Here is a 17,469-nt window from a genome sequence, read left to right as displayed (position 1 = left end):
CAGCCTGGGTAGAACAGATCACGCGCCGTTCATGGCATGAACGGACGGCGCGGGTTTGTCGGAGGAGCACACGATGCAATACGATTTTCAGTTCGCGTTCATCTTCCAGCATCTGGATCAGTTGCTGGTCGGGGCGCTGCTCACCATACGGCTGAGCGCGCTGTCGATGATCTGCGGTTTGGCCGTCGGTATTTTCGGCGCCATCATTTCCATTCACGGCAGCAGGCCGGCGCGTCTGGTGGTCACCTCCTATGTGGAGCTGATCCGCAGCACGCCTTTCCTGGTGCAGTTGTTCATCATCTTCTTCGGCCTGCCTTCCATCGGGGTGCAGGTCAATGCCAACGTCGCAGCGCTGGTGGCGATGACGGTCAACCTCGGGGCCTATTCCACCGAGATCGTGCGGGCCGGCATGATGGCCATCCACCCTTCGCAGATCGAAGCGGCGCAGGCGCTGGCGATGACGCGGGGACAGGTGATCCGGCACGTGGTCCTGACGCCCGCGCTGGAAAAGGTCTATCCGGCGCTGGCCAGCCAGTTCACGCTGATGATGCTGGCCTCCAGCATCGTCTCGGCGATCTCGGCTGAGGAGTTGACTGCCACGGCCAACCTGCTGGATGCCGAAACCTTCCGCAGCTTCGAGATCTACCTGGTGGTGATGGTGCTCTACATCCTGCTGGCCCTGCTGTTCCGCCTGGCCTTCTGGCTGATCGGGCTGGTGGTCTTCAAACGCCGTCGCCGCTTGGGCGTGGCTCGTCCGAGGAGGATGTGATGCTCGCTGAATTTTCCTGGGACAACTTCCTCTTCCTGCTGGAAGCGGCGCGCTGGACGCTCTTGCTGTCGGCGCTGGCCTTCGTCGGTGGCGGTATCGCCGGCTTCATCGTGGCCCTGATGCGGACCTCGCACATCGCGCCGCTGCGGCTGCTCTCGGCGGTGTATATACAGATCATCCAGGGCACGCCGGTGCTGATCATCCTGTTCCTGTCCTTCTACGGACTGGCGATCTTTGGTTACAAGCTCCCGCCCATGGTGGCCGCGACCATTGCCATGACGATCTATTCCAGCGCCTATCTGGGCGAGATCTGGCGCGGTTGTATTGAGGCCGTGCCGGTGCCGCAGTGGGAAGCCTCGACCGCCCTGGCCATGACGCGCTGGCAGCAGTTGCGCTACGTGATCCTGCCGCAGGCGGTGCGTATTTCGCTGCCGCCCACCGTGGGCTTCCTGGTGCAGATCGTCAAGAACACCTCGATCGCTTCCATCATCGGCCTGGTGGAACTGGCGCAGGCCGGCAAGCTGGTCAGCAATGCGACCTTCCAGCCTTTCCTGGTCTTCCCCATCGTGGCCGGTATCTACTTCGTTTTCTGCTATCCGCTGTCGCGCTTCGCCTTTGCCTTAGAGAGGAAATTCCATGCCCATCGTTGAGATTGACAACATCACCAAGCGCTTCGGCAGCAACCAGGTGTTGAACGGCATTTCGCTGTCGGTCGAGCGCGGCCAGGTGGTGGCCGTCATCGGCCGCTCCGGTTCGGGCAAGAGCACCATGCTGCGTTGCATCAACGGCCTGGAGACCATCGATGGCGGCAGCATCACCGTGGCCGGGCACAAGTTGACCAACAAACACGAACACCTGATCGAATTGCGCAAGGATGTCGGCATGGTGTTCCAGCATTACAATCTCTTTCCGCACCTGACCGTGGAGGAGAACATCATGCTGTCGCCCCGCATCGTCAAGAAAACCGCCACCGAGACTGCGCGCGCGACTGCGCTCAAGGTCTTGAAGCAGGTCGGCCTGGATCACAAGGCCGACGCCTATCCCGAGCAGTTGTCCGGCGGCCAGCAGCAACGCGTGGCGATTGCCCGCTCGCTGGCGATGGAGCCGCAGGTGATGCTGTTCGATGAGGTGACCTCGGCGCTGGATCCGGAGCTGACCGCCGAAGTGCTCAAGGTAATGGAAGAGCTGGCGCGCGGCGGCATGACCATGCTGCTGGTGACGCACGAGATGGAGTTTGCGCGCCGGGTGGCGGATATCACCGTTTTCATGCACCAGGGCAAGGTGTGGGAAGCACGGCCCTCGGAGGAATTCTTCGCCGATCCGCAGACGCCGGAAGCCAGGCAGTTCATCGGCGCGGGGGCCATCAAATGAGCCCGGTCCTGGTCGCCGCCTCGGCCTATGGGGCGGATCTGGTGCGGCGGGTCGGCCATGCCGACCTGATCCCGATGGTGGCGGCGGCCGGGGCAGCGGGGCTGGAGATACGGCGCGAACTCTTCGATGGTCCCAAGGACTTGGGCGGGCTGCGGGATTTGCTGGGTCAGCACAAGCTGTTCTCGGTCTATTCCGCGCCCCTGGAGTTGTTTGCGGCCAATGGACGCTTTGACCGCGACCAGATGAGCCAGGTGATGGAAGAGGCCGAAGAAGTGGGCGCGCGTTTCCTGAAAGTGTCCCTCGGTCATTTCTCGGCGGGCAGTGATCTGCAGTCGCTGCTGCGCTTCCTCTCGCATTCTCCCATCGAAGTCCTGCTGGAAAACGACCAGACCCCGCAAGGCGGGCGGCTGGAGCCCATCGTCAGTTTCCTGGCGCTGTGCACCGGCAATGGCTATGCCTTCGGCATGACCTTCGACATGGGCAACTGGCGCTGGCAGGGTGTCGATCCCGAGACGGCCGCGCGTTCGCTGGCGCCGCACGTGCGCTATGTGCATTGCAAGGGCGTGCAGGAAAGCCAGGGCAAACTGAAGGCCGTGCCGCTGCAGGCGCAGGACAGCCACTGGCAGGACATGCTGGGGCATTTCCCGTCGGGCATCCTGCGTGCCATCGAATTCCCGCTGATCGGCAGCGATCTTGAAGAGACCACACGCCGCCACGTGGCGATGCTGGCGGCAGTCTGAGGACAAGCACAATGACGATGCAACTGGACGTGGTGACCTGGGGCGAAGCCCTGGCGCTGCTGGTGGCCGATGAAGTGGGGCCTTTCGAGGAAGTGGAAAAATACACGCGTCGCCTGGCCGGTGCCGAGACCAACGTGGCCATCGGCCTGGCGCGATTGGGTGTGAAAGTGGGCTGGGCCAGCCGGGTGGGCAATGATGCCTTCGGCCGCTTCATCCGCAAGCGGGTGGCGCAGGAGGGTGTGGATGTCAGCCGCGTGCTGACCGACATGGAATTTCGCACCGCCATCCAGCTGAAGGCCAAGGCGGTCGATGGCGCTGATCCGGCCATCGAGTATTACCGCAAGGGCTCGGCGGCGAGTCATCTGTCGCTGGACGATTTCGATACCGCCTACTTCGGCGCGGCGCGTCACCTGCACGCCACCGGCATCGCCCCGGCCCTGTCGCCCACGACCATGGCCTTTGCCCATCACGCGATGGATTTCATGCGCGGTGCGGGCAAGACGATTTCCTTCGACCCCAACCTGCGGCCGATGCTGTGGCCGTCCAGGGAGGTGATGGCGCAGCAGTTGAATGCGCTGGCCTGCAAGGCTGACTGGGTGCTGCCGGGCTGGTCGGAAGGGACGGTTTTGACCGGATATGAAGATCCGCGCGAGATCGCCGGCTTCTACCTGGAGCGCGGTGTGAAGATGGTGGTCATCAAGCTGGGCGCCGAGGGCGCTTACTGGCGCAATGGTGAAGGCGAGGGCAGGGTGGCTGGGGTGCCAGTGAAGGAAGTGGTCGATACCGTGGGGGCCGGTGATGGCTTCGCGGTGGGCGTCATCAGCGGGATGCTGGAAGGCTTGCCGGTGGCGCAGGCCGTCATGCGCGGCAACCGCATCGGGGCGCTGGCCATCCAGGTGGTGGGCGACATGGAGGGCTTGCCTACGCGCGCCGAGCTGGATGCGGTCTCGGCTTGACTTGACTCTGACAGGAACACCGATGAAGCAGCATGTTGTGGTCTACAAGACATTGCCCGGGCACCTGGTGCAGCGATTGCAGGCCGAATTCGACCTCACCCTGTTTGACCGCATTACCGATGACAATCGCGCGGATTTCCTCGCGGCCTTGAAGACGGCCGATGGCATGATCGGTGCCAGCCTGCCCATTACCCATGCCATGCTGGATGGCGCGCCCCGGCTGAAGATCGCTTCCACCATCTCGGTGGGCGTGGACAATTTCGATCTCGCTTACTTCCGCCAGCGCGGCCTGATGCTGGCGCATACGCCCGGCGTGCTGACTGAAGCGACCGCCGACACCATCTTTGCGCTCATCCTCGCCACCGCGCGCCGGGTGGTGGAGCTGGCCGGATACGTCAAGGCCGGACGCTGGAAGGGCAGTATCGGAGAAGCCCAGTTCGGCGTGAACGTGCACGGCAAGACGCTCGGCCTGATCGGCATGGGCCGCATCGGCAGTGCCGTGGCGCGGCGGGCGCATCATGGTTTCGGCATGTCCATCCTGTATCACAACCGGCGTCCTGATCCCGAAGCCGAGCGCGAACTGGATGCGCGCTACGTCAGTCAGGACGAACTGCTGACCCAGGCTGACTTCGTGTGCGTGATGTTGCCTCTCACCGTCGAGACCGAACGCCTCATCGGTGCGCGCGAATTTGCGCTGATGAAGCGTAGCGCCATCTTCATCAACGCCTCGCGCGGCCGCATCGTCGATGAGGCTGCGCTGGTTGCGGCCTTGCAGGACAAGACCATCTACGGGGCCGGCCTGGATGTGTTCGAGGTCGAACCGCTGCCGGTGGATTCCCCCTTGCTGCAACTGCCCAACGTGGTGGCCTTGCCCCATATCGGCTCGGCCACCCATGAAACCCGCCTGGCCATGGCCGAGCTGGCGGTAAGCAATCTCATCGCCGGGCTGCGCGGCGAACCGGTGCCGCACCTGGCGGTGTAAACAGCCCGGTGTTGCCTGCGGGCAGGCTGCTGTCGTTCCGCTACGCGGAATTTTTGCGCCTTCCCTTCATTTCCCCTTCCGCTCATGTGAATCTTTGGTGTATGCTTCGAACATCAAAAAGAACGATCGTGCTAAAAACCGGTAGGCACCCCGTTTTGCTTTTATAATCCTGCGGAAGTTTACGTTTACGTCAATTCCTTTTTGCAAGGGCCATGCGATGAAAGTATTAGTACCAGTCAAGCGCGTCGTGGATTACAACGTCAAGGTGCGTGTCAAGAGTGACGGCAGCGGCGTCGATATCGCCAACGTCAAGATGTCGATGAACCCGTTTGACGAAATCGCGGTGGAAGAAGCCGTGCGCCTCAAAGAAGGCGGCAAGGTCACCGAGGTGATCGCCGTCTCCGCCGGCGTGACCCAGTGCCAGGAAACCCTGCGCACCGCCATGGCCATCGGCGCTGACCGTGGCATCCTGGCTGAAGTGGGCGCCGATGTCGAACTGCAGCCGCTGGCCGTGGCCAAGATCCTCAAGGCGCTGGCCGAAAAGGAACAGCCGCAGCTGATCATCCTGGGCAAGCAGGCCATCGATGACGACTGCAACCAGACCGGCCAGATGCTGGCGGCGCTGCTGGGCTGGCCGCAAGCCACCTTCGCCTCCAAGGTGGTGCTGGAAGATGGCAAGGTCACCGTGACCCGTGAAGTGGACGGCGGCCTGGAAACCCTGGCCCTGACCCTGCCGGCCATCATCACCACCGACCTGCGCTTGAACGAGCCGCGTTACGTCACGCTGCCCAACATCATGAAGGCCAAGAAGAAGCAGCTCGATACCGTCAAGCCCGAAGAACTGGGCGTGGACGTCGCCCCGCGCGTGAAGACGCTCAAGGTCGCCGAGCCGGCCAAGCGCAGCGCCGGCGTGAAGGTGCCGGATGTCGCGACCCTGGTCGCCAAACTGAAAAATGAAGCCAAGGTGATCTGATCATGACCGCACTCGTTATTGCTGAACACGACAACGCCAGCCTCAAGGGCAGCACCCTCAACACCATCACCGCTGCGGCACAAGCCGGTGGCGACGTACACGTCCTGGTCGCCGGTTCCAACGCCAAGGCCGCCGCTGACGCTGCTGCGCAAGTGGCAGGCGTGGCCAAGGTACTGCTGGCCGATGCCCCGCAATTCGCCGATGGCCTGGCCGAGAACGTGGCCGAACAAGTCCTGGCCATCGCCAAGGATTACAGCCACATCCTGGCGCCCGCCACCGCCTACGGCAAGAACATCCTGCCGCGCGTGGCGGCCAAGCTGGACGTGGGCCAGATTTCCGACATCACCAAGGTGGAGTCGGCCGATACCTTCGAGCGGCCCATCTACGCCGGCAACGCGATTGCGACCGTGCAGTCGATCGACCCGATCAAGGTCATCACCGTGCGCACCACCGGTTTCGATCCGGCGGCGCAGGGTGGCTCGGCCGCCGTGGAAAGCATCCCGGCCGTGGCCGATTCGGGCAAGTCCAGCTTCGTGGGCCGTGAAGTGGCCAAGTCGGACCGTCCGGAACTGACCGCTGCCAAGATCATCGTTTCCGGTGGCCGTGGCATGGGCTCGGCCGAAAGCTTCAAGATCCTGGAACCGCTGGCCGACAAGCTCAACGCCGCCATGGGTGCTTCCCGCGCCGCCGTCGACGCTGGCTACGTGCCCAACGACTGGCAGGTCGGCCAGACCGGCAAGATCGTCGCGCCGCAGCTCTACATCGCCGTCGGTATCTCCGGCGCGATCCAGCACCTGGCCGGCATGAAGGACTCCAAGGTCATCGTCGCCATCAACAAGGACGAGGAAGCGCCGATCTTCTCGGTGGCTGACTACGGCCTGGTGGGCGACCTCTTCGAGGTCGTGCCGGAGCTGGTCAAGCAGCTCGGTTGATCCGCAGCACACAGCAATACCCGCCCCGGCTCAGGCCGGGGTATTTTCGTGTACCCAAGGAACGCCGGCAGAGCGTTCCCAATGGAGGTTGGAGATGAGTTACACCGCGCCTGTGAAGGATATGTTGTTCGTCATGAACGAGCTGGCCGGTCTGGCCGCCGTGAACGCGCTGCCCGGCTGCGAAGATGCCACGCCGGAAACCGCCGAGGCCATCCTCGAGGAAAAAGCCCGGTTCTGCAGCGAAGTGATCGCCCCGCTGAATCATCCTGCCGACAAGGAGCCCAGCAGCTGGGCCGATGGCAAGGTCACTACCAGCCCCGGTTTCAAGCAGGCCTTCCGGCAGTTCGGCGAGGCCGGCTGGCAAGGCGTGCAGCATCCGGTGGAGTTCGGCGGACAAGGCCTGCCCAAGCTGCTGGCCACGCCCTGCATCGAGATGCTGAACTCGGCCAATCTGTCCTTCGCGCTGTGCCCGCTGCTCACGGACGGCACCATTGAAGCCCTGATGACCGCTGGCACCCAGCAGCAGAAGGAAACCTTCATCGCCAACTTCATCTCCGGCAAGTGGACCGGTACCATGAACCTGACCGAGCCGCAGGCCGGCTCCGACCTGGCCCTGGTGCGCACGCGCGCGGTGCCGGAAGGTGATAGTACCTACAAGCTCTTTGGCACCAAGATCTTCATCACCTATGGCGAGCACGACATGGCCGAGAACATCGTCCATCTTGTGCTGGCCCGCACGCCCAATGCGCCCGAGGGCGTGAAGGGCATTTCGCTCTTCATCGTGCCCAAGTTCCTGGTCAATGCCGATGGCTCGCTGGGCGCGCGCAACGATGTGCATTGCGTGTCCATCGAGCACAAGCTGGGCATCAAGGCCAGCCCGACCGCCGTGCTGCAGTTCGGCGACCAGGGCGGCGCCATCGGTACCCTGGTCGGCGAAGAGAACCGCGGCCTGGAATACATGTTCATCATGATGAATGCGGCGCGCTTTGCGGTCGGCATCCAGGGCTTGTCGGTGTCGGAACGTGCATATCAGAAGGCCGTGGCCTATGCCCGGGACCGCATCCAGTCGCGTGACCTGGCCGGTTCACCCGGTCCGGTGGCCATCATCCACCAGCCCGACGTGCGTCGCATGCTGATGTCCATGCGCGCCCAGATCGAGGCGGCGCGTGCGCTGGCCTATGTGGCGGCGGCTACCTCGGATGCGGCGCACTTCAGCGATGACGAGGCCACCCGCAAGTCCAACCAGGCTTTCTATGAATTCCTGGTGCCCATCGTCAAGGGCTGGATCACCGAGATGTCCGTCGACGTCACCTCCACCGGCGTGCAGGTGCATGGCGGCATGGGCTTCATCGAGGAAACCGGGGCGGCGCAGTATTACCGCGATGCCCGCATCCTGCCGATCTACGAAGGCACTACCGCCATCCAGGCCAATGACCTGGTAGGCCGCAAGACCGCCCGCGATGGCGGCGCCGTGGCCAAGGGCATCATCGCCCAGGTGCGCCGGACGGTCTCGGAACTGCAGGGCGACGCGCAGTTGCAGCCCATCGCCGCGCGTCTGGCAGAAGCGGCCGATGCGCTGGAGCAGGTGGTGGATTACGTGGTGGCCAACGTCAAGAGCGACATCAAGGCGGTCTTTGCGGGCAGCGTGCCTTACCTGAAGATGGCCGGCATCGTGCTGGGTGGCTGGCAGATGGCACGTGCTGCAGCCATTGCAGCGGCCAGGCTGAAGGGCGGGGAGGGCGACGGCAAGTTCTATGCCGCCAAGGTAGCGACAGCGCGCTTCTATGCTGACCAGATCCTGCCGCAGGCGCTGGCTTATCGCACGGCCATCGTCGAGGGTGGCCAGGCGGTGATGGCGCTGGCTGAAGAGCAGTTCTGAGCGTTGCTTGAAAAATAGCCCGGAAGGCCGTTGCGGCGGCTTTCCGGGCTTGTCTTTTGGGCGGCGCAGGAATCAGCCGAACGCGCCGCCGGTGAAGAGCAGGTCGAAGCTGCGGGCCAGCAGGGCGATCACCCCCATGGCACCCAATCCAACGGTCAGCACCAGGATCAGCGCCAGGATCCAGTGGGATTCGGAAGTCTTGCCGCTGCCGGCGTTGTGGCGGGCATCCCATTTCTCGTCTGGCGTGAGGCCGATGACCAGCGCTTCCAGGCAGGCGACCAGGGCCGACAGCACCAAGGGCAGTCCCGTGAAGAGCTTGGGGGTTTCCGGGCGCGCCGCCATCAGGGCCAGCGACAGCGGAATGGCGAGGATGTGCAGCCAGCCGAAGCGGTCACGGCTACCGTAGAGATAAAAACGGTGCAGGCCGATGCTGCCGAAGAGGGCGGCCAGGAAGGTCGTCAGGGTCTTGTTCTTGTGGCGGGGCGATTGGGGCATGCTGCTTGTCTCTTTATTCTGTTGTGCGTCGCCGGAAGTGAAGCTGGCGGTCATTTCGTCGTCATGGGTCGGAGCAGTATAGCCGAGCCCGTGATGTGCAGGCATTTCCGGCAGGACGGTCGGCAACCCCGCTGTCTTGCCCGGATGGGGGTAGAAGTGATGTCTTTTGGCATCACTTTTGCCGTGTTTTTGGGAGTTCTCGGGGCTTTATGCGTTGGTCTATGGCACAAAAGCACCAAGCAACTTGCCCGGGTGGGCGGAAGTCCGTTATAATCTGCGGCTTTTCCGTGTCCGTATTCTTACTGGAACCATTATGGTCGTTATTCGTTTAGCTCGTGGCGGCGCCAAGAAGCGCCCCTTCTACAACATCGTTGCAACCGACTCGCGCAATCGTCGCGATGGCCGTTTCATCGAGCGCATCGGCTTCTACAACCCGGTCGCTTCCGGCAAGGAAGAAACCGTGCGTATCGCTGCTGACCGTCTGGCCCACTGGCAAGGCGTTGGCGCACAACTGTCGCCGACCGTTGCTCGCCTGGTCGCTGAAGCCGGTTCCAAGGCTGCTGCTTAATACAGGTTTTCCTGTCTGATTCCGCGTCAGGTTTCCTGGCGCAAGGATGAAGAACAGGTCTGGTGTACTCATGACTCATCCAGCCCAGGCGGGGTTCTCCGCACCCGACGATCTCGTGACCGTCGGCCATGTGACCGGAGCCTACGGAATCCAGGGCTGGATTCGCGTGCGTCCTTATTCTTCCGAGGCAGATGCCTTGTTGAATGCCAAGACCTGGTGGCTGGAGAAATCCGGCCAGCCCAAGCAGGACGTCGATGTCATGCAGTCCAAGGGGCACAGCGGCGATGTCGTTGCGCGCCTGACCGGGGTAGCGGACCGCAATGCGGCCGAAGCGATGAAGGGAACGGTGGTTTCCATCTCCCGCAAGCACTTCCCGGCGCTGGATGACAATGAATTCTACTGGGTCGATCTGATCGGTTCGGCAGTGGAAAATCTCCAGGGTGAACACCTGGGCGTGGTGTCCGACATGATGGACAATGGCGCCCATCCCATCCTGATGGTGACGGCCCCGGTGCAGGAAACTGCGCCCGAGCCTCTTTCCGATGCCGATGCAAAGCCGAAGAAGGGTGCCAGGGAGAAATCCCCGGCAGCATCCGAGATGCTGATTCCGTTTGTCGACCAGTTCGTCAAGACGGTGCAGCAGAGCGAAAAAAAGATCATCGTCGACTGGCACAAGGATTACTGACCTCTGCGGTCAGTTTTTTCTTTTCCGGCGTGCTGATGGCAAGAGATTCACGAGATACCAGGAAATGGAGGCGTGATGCAGTTTGATGTCGTCACTCTGTTTCCCGAGATGTTCGCCGCGCTGACGCAATCCGGCATTACCCGCCGGGCGCTGGAGCAGCAGCGCTGGGGCTTGCAGTTGTGGAATCCGCGTGAATTCACCACTGACAATCACCGCACCGTGGATGACCGCCCCTATGGCGGCGGCCCCGGCATGGTGATGCTGGCCAAGCCGCTGCAGGCTGCCATCGAGGCGGCGCAGCAGCGACAGCAGGCGCTGGGCCTGGTCAAGCCGCGGGTGATTTATCTTTCACCGCAAGGCGCACCGCTGACGCATGAGCGCGTGGTGCGGCTGTCGCAGGACAGTGGGGCGGTGCTGCTGTGCGGACGCTATGAAGCGATCGACCAGCGCCTGCTCGACAAGTGCGTGGATGAAGAAATCAGCATCGGCGATTTCGTCCTCTCCGGCGGTGAATTGCCGGCGATGGCGCTGATGGATGCGGTGATCCGGCTGTTGCCGGGTGCGCTCAACGACAGTGCTTCGGCGGTGGAAGACAGCTTCGTCAATGGATTGCTGGATTCGCCGCACTACACGCGTCCGGAAGTCTATGAAGGTGAGCCGGTGCCCTCCATCCTCCTGGGTGGACACCATGCCGAGATCCAGAAATGGCGCCGGCAACGGGCGCTGGAGGCCACGCAGGCCAAGCGCCCCGACCTGATCGTCAGGGCACGCGAGCAGGGCCTGCTGAGCAAGGCCGATGAAAAGTTTCTGGGCAGTCTGCCGCAGCAGGCTGCCAACCCTAAGTTTTAGTAGCAAATAGCAGCAAATGCAGTGCCGCAGGCCCGGCAACGGACCTGCACCGTGCGGTGGCCCAGGCTGCCGTGTTTGAAACCCCATCCTCTACCGGGCTACACAATCAGCCCTCGTGGCAACGGCGCCGGCAAGATGGTTACAGGAGCAAAAAATGGATCTGATCCAGCAACTCGAGCAAGAAGAGATCGCGCGTCTCGCCAAGAACATTCCCGACTTCGCCCCCGGCGACACCGTGATTGTCAACGTGAACGTGGTTGAAGGTACCCGCAAGCGCGCCCAGGCTTACGAAGGCGTGGTCATCGCCCGCCGTAACCGTGGCCTGAATTCCAACTTCATCGTCCGCAAGATTTCTTCGGGCGAAGGCGTTGAGCGTACCTTCCAGCTGTACTCGCCGCTGATCGCCTCGATCGAAGTCAAGCGTCGTGGTGACGTGCGTCGTGCCAAGCTGTACTACCTGCGCGAACGTTCGGGCAAGTCGGCACGTATCAAGGAAAAGCTGCCCAGCCGTGCTGCAAAGGCTGCTGCTGCCGAGTAATCGGTCGCCTGTTGATGCGTCAGGAAAAGGGGTGTCTCGCGACGCCCCTTTTTCGTTTCCGGCGCTGTATTGAAGTTGAAGTCCTGCCAACTTAACGAGCTAGCGAGCACAACGTGGCCAGTTTCGATCCCGTCAATCTGCCTGTGGATGCCGTCGCCGGCGAAAGCGCACTGGACGCGGCGCGCCTGAATGCCGACTGGCTGCGCCAGCGCTTCGCCGATCCGCCGCGCTGGGAGCCTGAGCACAGCGGCGACCAGATGGCGCGCATGGCCGAGTCCAAGGGACGCTTCCGGCTGGCCTCGGTGCTGATCCCGATCGTGCTGCGGGACGAAGGTATGACGGTTCTCTTCACTCAGCGCACCGCTGACCTGAAGGATCATGCGGGTCAGATCAGCTTCCCCGGTGGCCGCCGCGAAGACTACGACGGCTCGGCCATCGAGACCGCCCTGCGCGAGACCGAAGAAGAGATCGGTCTGGCGCGCCAGCACATCGAGGTCATCGGTTCGCTGCCCGATTACTTCACCGGCACCGGCTATCGCGTCACCCCCGTGGCCGGATTGATCCAGCCACCCTTCGAGGCCGTGGGCGATCCGCGCGAAGTGGCCGAGATCTTCGAGGTGCCGCTGGCTTTCCTGATGGATGGCGTGAACCACCAGCGCCGCTCCGTGGAGCTGCCCGCGCCGGTCGGCCGGCGCAGCTTCTACACCATGCCCTATGAACGTTATTTCATCTGGGGCGCTACCGCCGGCATGCTGCGCAACCTGTTCCACTTCCTGCGTAGCTGACAGGACAATATGTCGCGCGACAGCGACGCAATGTCGCTGCTAGTGTTCAAATAAGTAAAAATCAGTGACATGGCGTGCTTGATGTTGGTCAACGAATCATTTGTTTGATTCCCCTCTTGCACTGCGCTATCGTACGGGCTACAGAGACCCCTAAGGCTGCTTGATGACATTTCTTTCCATTCTCTTTGCGCTATTAATCGAACAACTCAAACCCCTGCGCGCAGACAATCCGGTGTATGCGTCGATCAAGTCTTTCGCGGCAACGATTGAGGGCTGGTTCAATGCCGGGCAGGTGCATCATGGCCGCCTCGGCTGGGTGGTGATGGTGGGCGCATTGACGGTGCCGGTGGCGCTGGTCTACTGGATCCTGCTGCACGTGAGCCTGGTGGCCGCCTTTGCCTGGAACGTGCTGGTGGTCTACATGACCCTGGGCTTCCGCCATTACAGCCATTACTTCACTTCCATCCAGCTGGCTCTGAACAGTGGTGACGAGATGACCGCCCGTACCCTGCTGGCCGAATGGACCCGCCAGGATACGGCCGGCATGGATGTGAGCGAAATCTCGCGCATTGCCTCCGAGCGCGCGCTCATCACCACGCATCGCCACGTGTTTGGCGTGTTCTTCTGGTTCCTGATGCCGGTCGGCCCGGCGCTGGCGGTGATGTACCGCGTCGCCGAATATCTGGCGCGCGCCTGGAACGAGCCGGACCATATGAAGTTCGAAGCCTTCGGCCGCTTCGCCGCCCAGGCCTTCTACTGGATCGACTGGATTCCGGCCCGCCTGACCGGTGCCGCCTTTGCCGTGGTGGGCAACTTCGAGGACGCCATCTACGCCTGGCGCAACTTCGCCGATCGCTGGGAAGACGAAGCCGCAGGCATCATCCTGGCCGCCGGTGGCGGTGCCATGGGCGTACGCTTCGGCACCGAGAAGGAAGCCGCTGCCGGCATCATCCTGCCAGCCGACGCTGCCACGGTGGACTCCATGCCCGAGGAAACCGATGGCCTGCCCGGCGACACGCCCTCGCCACGCACCCTGCAAAGCACCGTGGGCCTGGTCTGGCGCGCCTTGCTGCTGTGGATGTTCCTGTTGCTGCTGCTGTCGGTGGCAGTGTGGATGGGCTAGACGTAGCGGTGTATCAAAAAGCGGGCTCAGGCCCGCTTTGTTTTTGGGAACGCATTTCTCGCCAACCCGGTATACTTCCGGCTTTACCTGACAAGACCACCACGTTCCCGGACGCAATGGGCACCGGCAACATCATCGGCGGCACGCGGGGCAGGGCAGCAATGCCCGCCAAGGCAGGAAGCGGGGAGACCGGTAGAAGCCAAGTCTTCTATAAGATATAATACTCAGTACCGCAGGCACCCAGGCAGGACATCGCCGAGGCACCGCGGACTCCAGGGCTCCGGTCCCACCAGGACAAGGGCATTCGGTTGCAAGCGCTTTAGAAGAACTGCATGTATGGCTGATCCCATCAAACCCGCAAACGCCCCGGCCAAAGAATTCATCATCCTGGGCAAGACCTCGGATGGCCGGCAGTTTCGCCCCAGCGACTGGGCGGAGCGCCTGTGCGGCGTGATGTCGTGCTTCCGTCCTGAAGGCAGTGGCGGTCGCAATGCACACCTGAAATATTCCCCTTACGTGCTGCCCACCCACATCGATGGGGTGCGCTCGGTGGTGGTCAACGAAGCCTTGCGCGAGCTGGAGCCGCTGGCCTATCACTTCGTGGTCAACTTCGCCAAGGACAACGACCTGCAGGTGATCGAGGCCTGTGTGCTGCCCGATCCGCCCAAGGACAACAAGGGCTGAGGCCGCACTGTCGGCCATGGACGGCAGCATGCCGTCCTGGTTCGCTGGACTCATTGCCGCGCTCATCCGCATCATCCCGCCAGCTCCACTGCACCGCCCCTGCGGTCAGCCCCGCCAGCAGTTACACTAGACGTTTCATTTCCGGTCTCGTCGGTGACTCAGCCGCCAGTTTCCGCCAGAGTCTCACGGGATCATCGGGTCGCTTGCGGCCCTCAGTCCTCATCTCACGGAGAACCAGCATCATGAACCACCGCATGGAGCGCGATACCTTTGGCCTGATCGAAGTCCCGGCCGACCGCCTGTGGGGCGCGCAGACCGAACGTTCGCTGCACCACTTCCATATTTCCACCGAACGCATGCCGGCCGAGCTGATCGTGGCCCTGGCGGCGGTCAAGCGTGCCTGTGCGGCGGTCAACCGCGACCTCGGCAAGCTGGACGGCAAGAAGGCCGAGGCCATCATCGCTGCAGCCGATGAGGTCGTCGCCGGCAAGCATCCGCTGGAGTTCCCGCTGTCGGTCTGGCAGACCGGTTCCGGTACCCAGAGCAACATGAACATGAACGAGGTGCTGGCCAACCGCGCCTCGGAATTGCTGGGTGGCGTGCGTGGCGAGGACCGCCTGATCCACCCCAATGATGACGTCAACCGCGGCCAGTCTTCCAACGACATCTTCCCCACCGCCATGCACGTGGCGGCCTGCATGGCCGTGGCCACGCACCTGATCCCCTCGCTGCACACCCTGCGCGCCACGCTGGCCGACAAGTCCGCTCAGTTTGCCGATATCGTCAAGATTGGCCGCACCCACCTGCAGGACGCCACCCCGCTGACGCTGGGCCAGGAGTTCTCCGGCTATGTGGCCCAGCTGGACCATGCCGAATCGGCCATCATCGCCACCTTGAACGCCATTTCCGAACTGGCTGCGGGCGGTACGGCAGTGGGCACGGGCCTGAACGCCCATCCCGAATTCGGCGAACGCGTCGCTGCCGAGCTGACCAAGTATTTCGGATTCCCCTTCAAGACCGCCCCCAACAAGTTCGCTGCGCTGGCCGGGCATGATGCCCTGGTCGCTGCGCACGGCGGCCTGAAGACCCTGGCGGCGGCCATGATGAAGATCGCCAATGACGTGCGCTGGCTGGCTTCCGGTCCGCGCTCCGGCCTTGGCGAGATCACCATCCCCGAAAATGAACCGGGCAGCTCCATCATGCCTGGCAAGGTCAACCCGACCCAGTGCGAAGCCATGACCATGCTGTGTGCCCAGGTGTTCGGCAACGACGTCGCGCTCAACATCGGCGGCGCCAGCGGCAACTTCGAGCTCAACGTTTTCAAGCCGGTGATCATCCACAACTTCCTGCAGAGCGTGCGCCTCTTGGGCGATGGCATGGCCAGCTTCGAGGAGCACTGCGCACGCGGCATCGAAGCTAACCACAGCCGCATCGGCGAACTGATGGAAAAGTCGCTCATGCTGGTGACCGCCCTGGCCCCGCACATCGGCTATGACAAGGCTGCCAAGATTGCCAAGCAGGCGCATCATGACGGCACCACGCTGAAGCAGGCAGCGCTGTCCCTGGGCTATGTCACCGAAGCGCAATTTGCCGAGTGGATCAAGCCGGAGCAGATGACGCGGCCGGGTTGAACCCGTGGTGTCGTTTGCCGGTTGCAGGGGCGCAGGAGGCCTTGCGTTACCCGGGACTGCAACAGGAACGGCCTTGAAAAAGGCCGTTTTTTGTTTGTTGGGCGCGCCGGCGAGACGCCCCGGATAGCGCCGTAAGCCCCTGGCTGCAAAGCCTTTTCAACCCCATGTATATCTCTATTGATTAGGGTTACGAATTGAAACATCCCAAGATTTCAACGCGGCCCGCGCGTATATTGTTTTCATGCGCCAGATGCGTCCAAGCCGCACCGGGCAAGGATTTGCGGCTAATGTGATCCGCCTGGGGAAGGCGGCGACACGGCGCACGGAAAAGCATTCCAGACCTATTGAGACATACCCAAAGGCAACAACATGAAAAAACTAGCGGCAATCGGCCTCTGCGGCATGCTGGCAATCGCCGGCCTGGTGGCCAGCGCATCGGCCTATGCGCATGGACGCTTCTATGGCGGCGTGGTCATCGGTGGCCCCCTGTGGGTACCGCCCCCGGTCTACTATCCGCCGCCGGTCTATTACCCGCCGCCGGTCTATGTGGAGAGCGTGCCGGCGCCGGTCTATGTCGAACCGCAGCGCCAGGATTACTGGTACTACTGCCCCGACACCAAGTCCTATTACCCCTACGTCCATAACTGCCCCAGCCCGTGGATGAAGGTGCTGCCCAATACGCCAGGCGTGCCGGGTGGTGCCCCGCCGCAGTAAGACCCTTCCGGGCCTGCGGGCAAGCCGGCCGCAGCGCCAGGCTTGCCGCGCAGCTCCCGCTTGACCTGACCTGTCAGTATCGATATCAGCCGATAAAGGAAACATCGTGAAACCCCTCTACAAGACCGCAGCCACTGTCTCTGCCCTGGGCGCCATGCTGGCGCTGGGCGGATGCGTGAGCGTGCCGACCGGCCCGTCGGTCATGGCCATGCCGGGCAAGGACAAGACCTATGAACAGTTCCGCGCCGATCAGCAGCAATGCCAGCAATATGCCCAGGAAGCCATCGGCGGCCAGGCGGCGCAGACCCAGAACAATGCCACCAACAGCGCAGCCGTCGGCACTGCCGTCGGTGCCGTGGCCGGCGCCCTGATCGGTGCCGCTTCGGGCAATGCCGGAGCGGGTGCGGCCATCGGTGCCGGGGGTGGCTTGCTGGTGGGCAGTGCCGCCGGCAGCAACGCGGCAGCGGGCGGCAACTATTCGATGCAGCAGCGCTATGACATGACCTACACCCAGTGCATGGTCAGCAAGGGCAACCAGGTCCAGCAGCCGGTGGTGGAGACCACGACCGTCTATACCTACCGCCCGCGCTACTATGCACCGCCGCCGCCCCCGGGTTACTACGGCCCGCCGCCGACGTATTACGGTCCGCCACCGGGCGCCTATTGAGCGCGTGCGCAAAAACCGTCTCTGTGGAGGCGGTTTTTTATTATGCGACGCAACATGGCGGGCTCCCGGTGCTATACTCGCCGCCATGCTTTTCCGAAAAGATCAACTTGCGAAAACCCAGCATTGGT

At 62.8% G+C, this 17,469-nt stretch carries 20 protein-coding genes; 19 read left to right on the top strand and 1 reads right to left on the bottom strand.

Features of this window, described 5'->3' with window-relative positions:
* Positions 1 to 73 precede the first annotated feature (73 nt).
* The 9 genes from ACVC5H_RS18015 (at position 74) to ACVC5H_RS17975 (ending at position 8,602) form a co-directional block, all read left to right on the top strand.
* The gene (locus ACVC5H_RS18015) at positions 74 to 769 is read left to right on the top strand and encodes an amino acid ABC transporter permease (RefSeq protein WP_489619146.1); all 696 of its coding nucleotides are present in this window, start codon (positions 74 to 76) and stop codon (positions 767 to 769) included.
* A complete protein-coding gene (locus ACVC5H_RS18010; protein WP_489619145.1) occupies positions 769 to 1,419 on the top strand; it encodes an amino acid ABC transporter permease in 651 nt (216 codons plus the stop codon). Before ACVC5H_RS18015 ends, ACVC5H_RS18010 begins: the two co-directional genes overlap by 1 nt.
* Positions 1,406 to 2,140, top strand: a complete 735-nt coding sequence (locus ACVC5H_RS18005; RefSeq protein ID WP_489619144.1) for an amino acid ABC transporter ATP-binding protein — start codon at positions 1,406 to 1,408, stop codon at positions 2,138 to 2,140. Before ACVC5H_RS18010 ends, ACVC5H_RS18005 begins: the two co-directional genes overlap by 14 nt.
* Positions 2,137 to 2,880, top strand: coding sequence for a sugar phosphate isomerase/epimerase family protein (locus ACVC5H_RS18000; RefSeq protein ID WP_489619143.1), 744 nt, complete (start codon positions 2,137 to 2,139; stop codon positions 2,878 to 2,880). The genes ACVC5H_RS18005 and ACVC5H_RS18000 overlap by 4 nt, the downstream gene beginning before the upstream one ends.
* 11 nt (positions 2,881 to 2,891) lie before the next feature.
* A complete protein-coding gene (locus ACVC5H_RS17995; protein ID WP_489619142.1) occupies positions 2,892 to 3,836 on the top strand; it encodes a sugar kinase in 945 nt (314 codons plus the stop codon).
* 22 nt (positions 3,837 to 3,858) lie between these two features.
* Positions 3,859 to 4,818, top strand: a complete 960-nt coding sequence (locus tag ACVC5H_RS17990) for a 2-hydroxyacid dehydrogenase (protein ID WP_489619141.1) — start codon at positions 3,859 to 3,861, stop codon at positions 4,816 to 4,818.
* 217 nt (positions 4,819 to 5,035) lie between these two features.
* Positions 5,036 to 5,791, top strand: a complete 756-nt coding sequence (locus ACVC5H_RS17985; protein WP_338718729.1) for an electron transfer flavoprotein subunit beta/FixA family protein — start codon at positions 5,036 to 5,038, stop codon at positions 5,789 to 5,791.
* A 2-nt stretch (positions 5,792 to 5,793) separates the two neighbouring features.
* A complete protein-coding gene (locus ACVC5H_RS17980) occupies positions 5,794 to 6,723 on the top strand; it encodes an electron transfer flavoprotein subunit alpha/FixB family protein (protein ID WP_008327189.1) in 930 nt (309 codons plus the stop codon).
* A gap of 94 nt (positions 6,724 to 6,817) precedes the next feature.
* Entirely contained in the window at positions 6,818 to 8,602 is a 1,785-nt protein-coding gene (locus ACVC5H_RS17975) for an acyl-CoA dehydrogenase (RefSeq protein ID WP_489619140.1), read from the top strand.
* Positions 8,603 to 8,674: 72 nt separating this feature from the next.
* Here ACVC5H_RS17975 and ACVC5H_RS17970 read toward each other — a convergent pair whose 3' ends face one another.
* On the bottom strand, positions 8,675 to 9,097 hold the full coding sequence (locus tag ACVC5H_RS17970) for a TM2 domain-containing protein (RefSeq protein WP_489619139.1): 423 nt from the start codon (positions 9,095 to 9,097) through the stop codon (positions 8,675 to 8,677).
* Between the two features lie 313 nt (positions 9,098 to 9,410).
* Here ACVC5H_RS17970 and rpsP point away from each other — a divergent pair, with 313 nt between their 5' ends.
* From rpsP to ACVC5H_RS17920, 10 genes are all read left to right on the top strand, one after another.
* The gene (gene rpsP / locus ACVC5H_RS17965; RefSeq protein ID WP_008327198.1) at positions 9,411 to 9,665 is read left to right on the top strand and encodes a 30S ribosomal protein S16; all 255 of its coding nucleotides are present in this window, start codon (positions 9,411 to 9,413) and stop codon (positions 9,663 to 9,665) included.
* A gap of 70 nt (positions 9,666 to 9,735) precedes the next feature.
* Positions 9,736 to 10,350 carry a ribosome maturation factor RimM gene (rimM, locus tag ACVC5H_RS17960; protein ID WP_489619138.1) on the top strand — a complete coding sequence of 205 codons (615 nt, stop codon included), beginning with the start codon at positions 9,736 to 9,738 and terminating at the stop codon, positions 10,348 to 10,350.
* Positions 10,351 to 10,425: 75 nt separating this feature from the next.
* Positions 10,426 to 11,199, top strand: a complete 774-nt coding sequence (trmD, locus tag ACVC5H_RS17955; protein ID WP_489619137.1) for a tRNA (guanosine(37)-N1)-methyltransferase TrmD — start codon at positions 10,426 to 10,428, stop codon at positions 11,197 to 11,199.
* A gap of 154 nt (positions 11,200 to 11,353) precedes the next feature.
* On the top strand, positions 11,354 to 11,737 hold the full coding sequence (rplS, locus tag ACVC5H_RS17950) for a 50S ribosomal protein L19 (protein WP_008327243.1): 384 nt from the start codon (positions 11,354 to 11,356) through the stop codon (positions 11,735 to 11,737).
* A gap of 113 nt (positions 11,738 to 11,850) precedes the next feature.
* Complete coding sequence (locus ACVC5H_RS17945; protein WP_489619136.1) at positions 11,851 to 12,522, top strand: CoA pyrophosphatase; 672 nt, start codon at positions 11,851 to 11,853, stop codon at positions 12,520 to 12,522.
* 163 nt (positions 12,523 to 12,685) lie between these two features.
* On the top strand, positions 12,686 to 13,645 hold the full coding sequence (locus ACVC5H_RS17940) for a CobD/CbiB family protein (protein ID WP_489619135.1): 960 nt from the start codon (positions 12,686 to 12,688) through the stop codon (positions 13,643 to 13,645).
* A 336-nt stretch (positions 13,646 to 13,981) separates the two neighbouring features.
* A complete protein-coding gene (locus tag ACVC5H_RS17935) occupies positions 13,982 to 14,329 on the top strand; it encodes a DUF3579 domain-containing protein (protein ID WP_489619134.1) in 348 nt (115 codons plus the stop codon).
* Between the two features lie 242 nt (positions 14,330 to 14,571).
* Positions 14,572 to 15,960, top strand: a complete 1,389-nt coding sequence (fumC, locus tag ACVC5H_RS17930; RefSeq protein WP_489619133.1) for a class II fumarate hydratase — start codon at positions 14,572 to 14,574, stop codon at positions 15,958 to 15,960.
* A 369-nt stretch (positions 15,961 to 16,329) separates the two neighbouring features.
* The gene (locus tag ACVC5H_RS17925; protein WP_489619132.1) at positions 16,330 to 16,674 is read left to right on the top strand and encodes a hypothetical protein; all 345 of its coding nucleotides are present in this window, start codon (positions 16,330 to 16,332) and stop codon (positions 16,672 to 16,674) included.
* Positions 16,675 to 16,780: 106 nt separating this feature from the next.
* A complete protein-coding gene (locus ACVC5H_RS17920; RefSeq protein ID WP_489619131.1) occupies positions 16,781 to 17,341 on the top strand; it encodes a glycine zipper family protein in 561 nt (186 codons plus the stop codon).
* Positions 17,342 to 17,469: the final 128 nt, after the last annotated feature.

The sequence above is a fragment of the Herbaspirillum sp. Her3 genome, from assembly GCF_057961275.1.
The sequence above is the reverse complement of the archived record's forward strand: the minus strand, read 5'-3'. Positions and strand labels throughout refer to the sequence as shown.

Excerpts from the sequence above, each read along its gene's own strand:
- ACVC5H_RS18015 (WP_489619146.1), top strand. The coding sequence starts at position 74 with ATGCAATACGATTTTCAGTTCGCGTTCATCTTCCAGCATCTGGATCAG.
- ACVC5H_RS18010 (WP_489619145.1), top strand. The coding sequence starts at position 769 with ATGCTCGCTGAATTTTCCTGGGACAACTTCCTCTTCCTGCTGGAAGCG.
- ACVC5H_RS18005 (WP_489619144.1), top strand. The coding sequence starts at position 1,406 with ATGCCCATCGTTGAGATTGACAACATCACCAAGCGCTTCGGCAGCAAC.
- ACVC5H_RS18000 (WP_489619143.1), top strand. The coding sequence starts at position 2,137 with ATGAGCCCGGTCCTGGTCGCCGCCTCGGCCTATGGGGCGGATCTGGTG.
- ACVC5H_RS17995 (WP_489619142.1), top strand. The coding sequence starts at position 2,892 with ATGACGATGCAACTGGACGTGGTGACCTGGGGCGAAGCCCTGGCGCTG.
- ACVC5H_RS17990 (WP_489619141.1), top strand. The coding sequence starts at position 3,859 with ATGAAGCAGCATGTTGTGGTCTACAAGACATTGCCCGGGCACCTGGTG.
- ACVC5H_RS17985 (WP_338718729.1), top strand. The coding sequence starts at position 5,036 with ATGAAAGTATTAGTACCAGTCAAGCGCGTCGTGGATTACAACGTCAAG.
- ACVC5H_RS17980 (WP_008327189.1), top strand. The coding sequence starts at position 5,794 with ATGACCGCACTCGTTATTGCTGAACACGACAACGCCAGCCTCAAGGGC.
- ACVC5H_RS17975 (WP_489619140.1), top strand. The coding sequence starts at position 6,818 with ATGAGTTACACCGCGCCTGTGAAGGATATGTTGTTCGTCATGAACGAG.
- ACVC5H_RS17970 (WP_489619139.1), bottom strand. The coding sequence starts at position 9,097 with ATGCCCCAATCGCCCCGCCACAAGAACAAGACCCTGACGACCTTCCTG.
- rpsP (WP_008327198.1), top strand. The coding sequence starts at position 9,411 with ATGGTCGTTATTCGTTTAGCTCGTGGCGGCGCCAAGAAGCGCCCCTTC.
- rimM (WP_489619138.1), top strand. The coding sequence starts at position 9,736 with ATGACTCATCCAGCCCAGGCGGGGTTCTCCGCACCCGACGATCTCGTG.
- trmD (WP_489619137.1), top strand. The coding sequence starts at position 10,426 with ATGCAGTTTGATGTCGTCACTCTGTTTCCCGAGATGTTCGCCGCGCTG.
- rplS (WP_008327243.1), top strand. The coding sequence starts at position 11,354 with ATGGATCTGATCCAGCAACTCGAGCAAGAAGAGATCGCGCGTCTCGCC.
- ACVC5H_RS17940 (WP_489619135.1), top strand. The coding sequence starts at position 12,686 with ATGACATTTCTTTCCATTCTCTTTGCGCTATTAATCGAACAACTCAAA.
- ACVC5H_RS17935 (WP_489619134.1), top strand. The coding sequence starts at position 13,982 with ATGGCTGATCCCATCAAACCCGCAAACGCCCCGGCCAAAGAATTCATC.
- fumC (WP_489619133.1), top strand. The coding sequence starts at position 14,572 with ATGAACCACCGCATGGAGCGCGATACCTTTGGCCTGATCGAAGTCCCG.
- ACVC5H_RS17925 (WP_489619132.1), top strand. The coding sequence starts at position 16,330 with ATGAAAAAACTAGCGGCAATCGGCCTCTGCGGCATGCTGGCAATCGCC.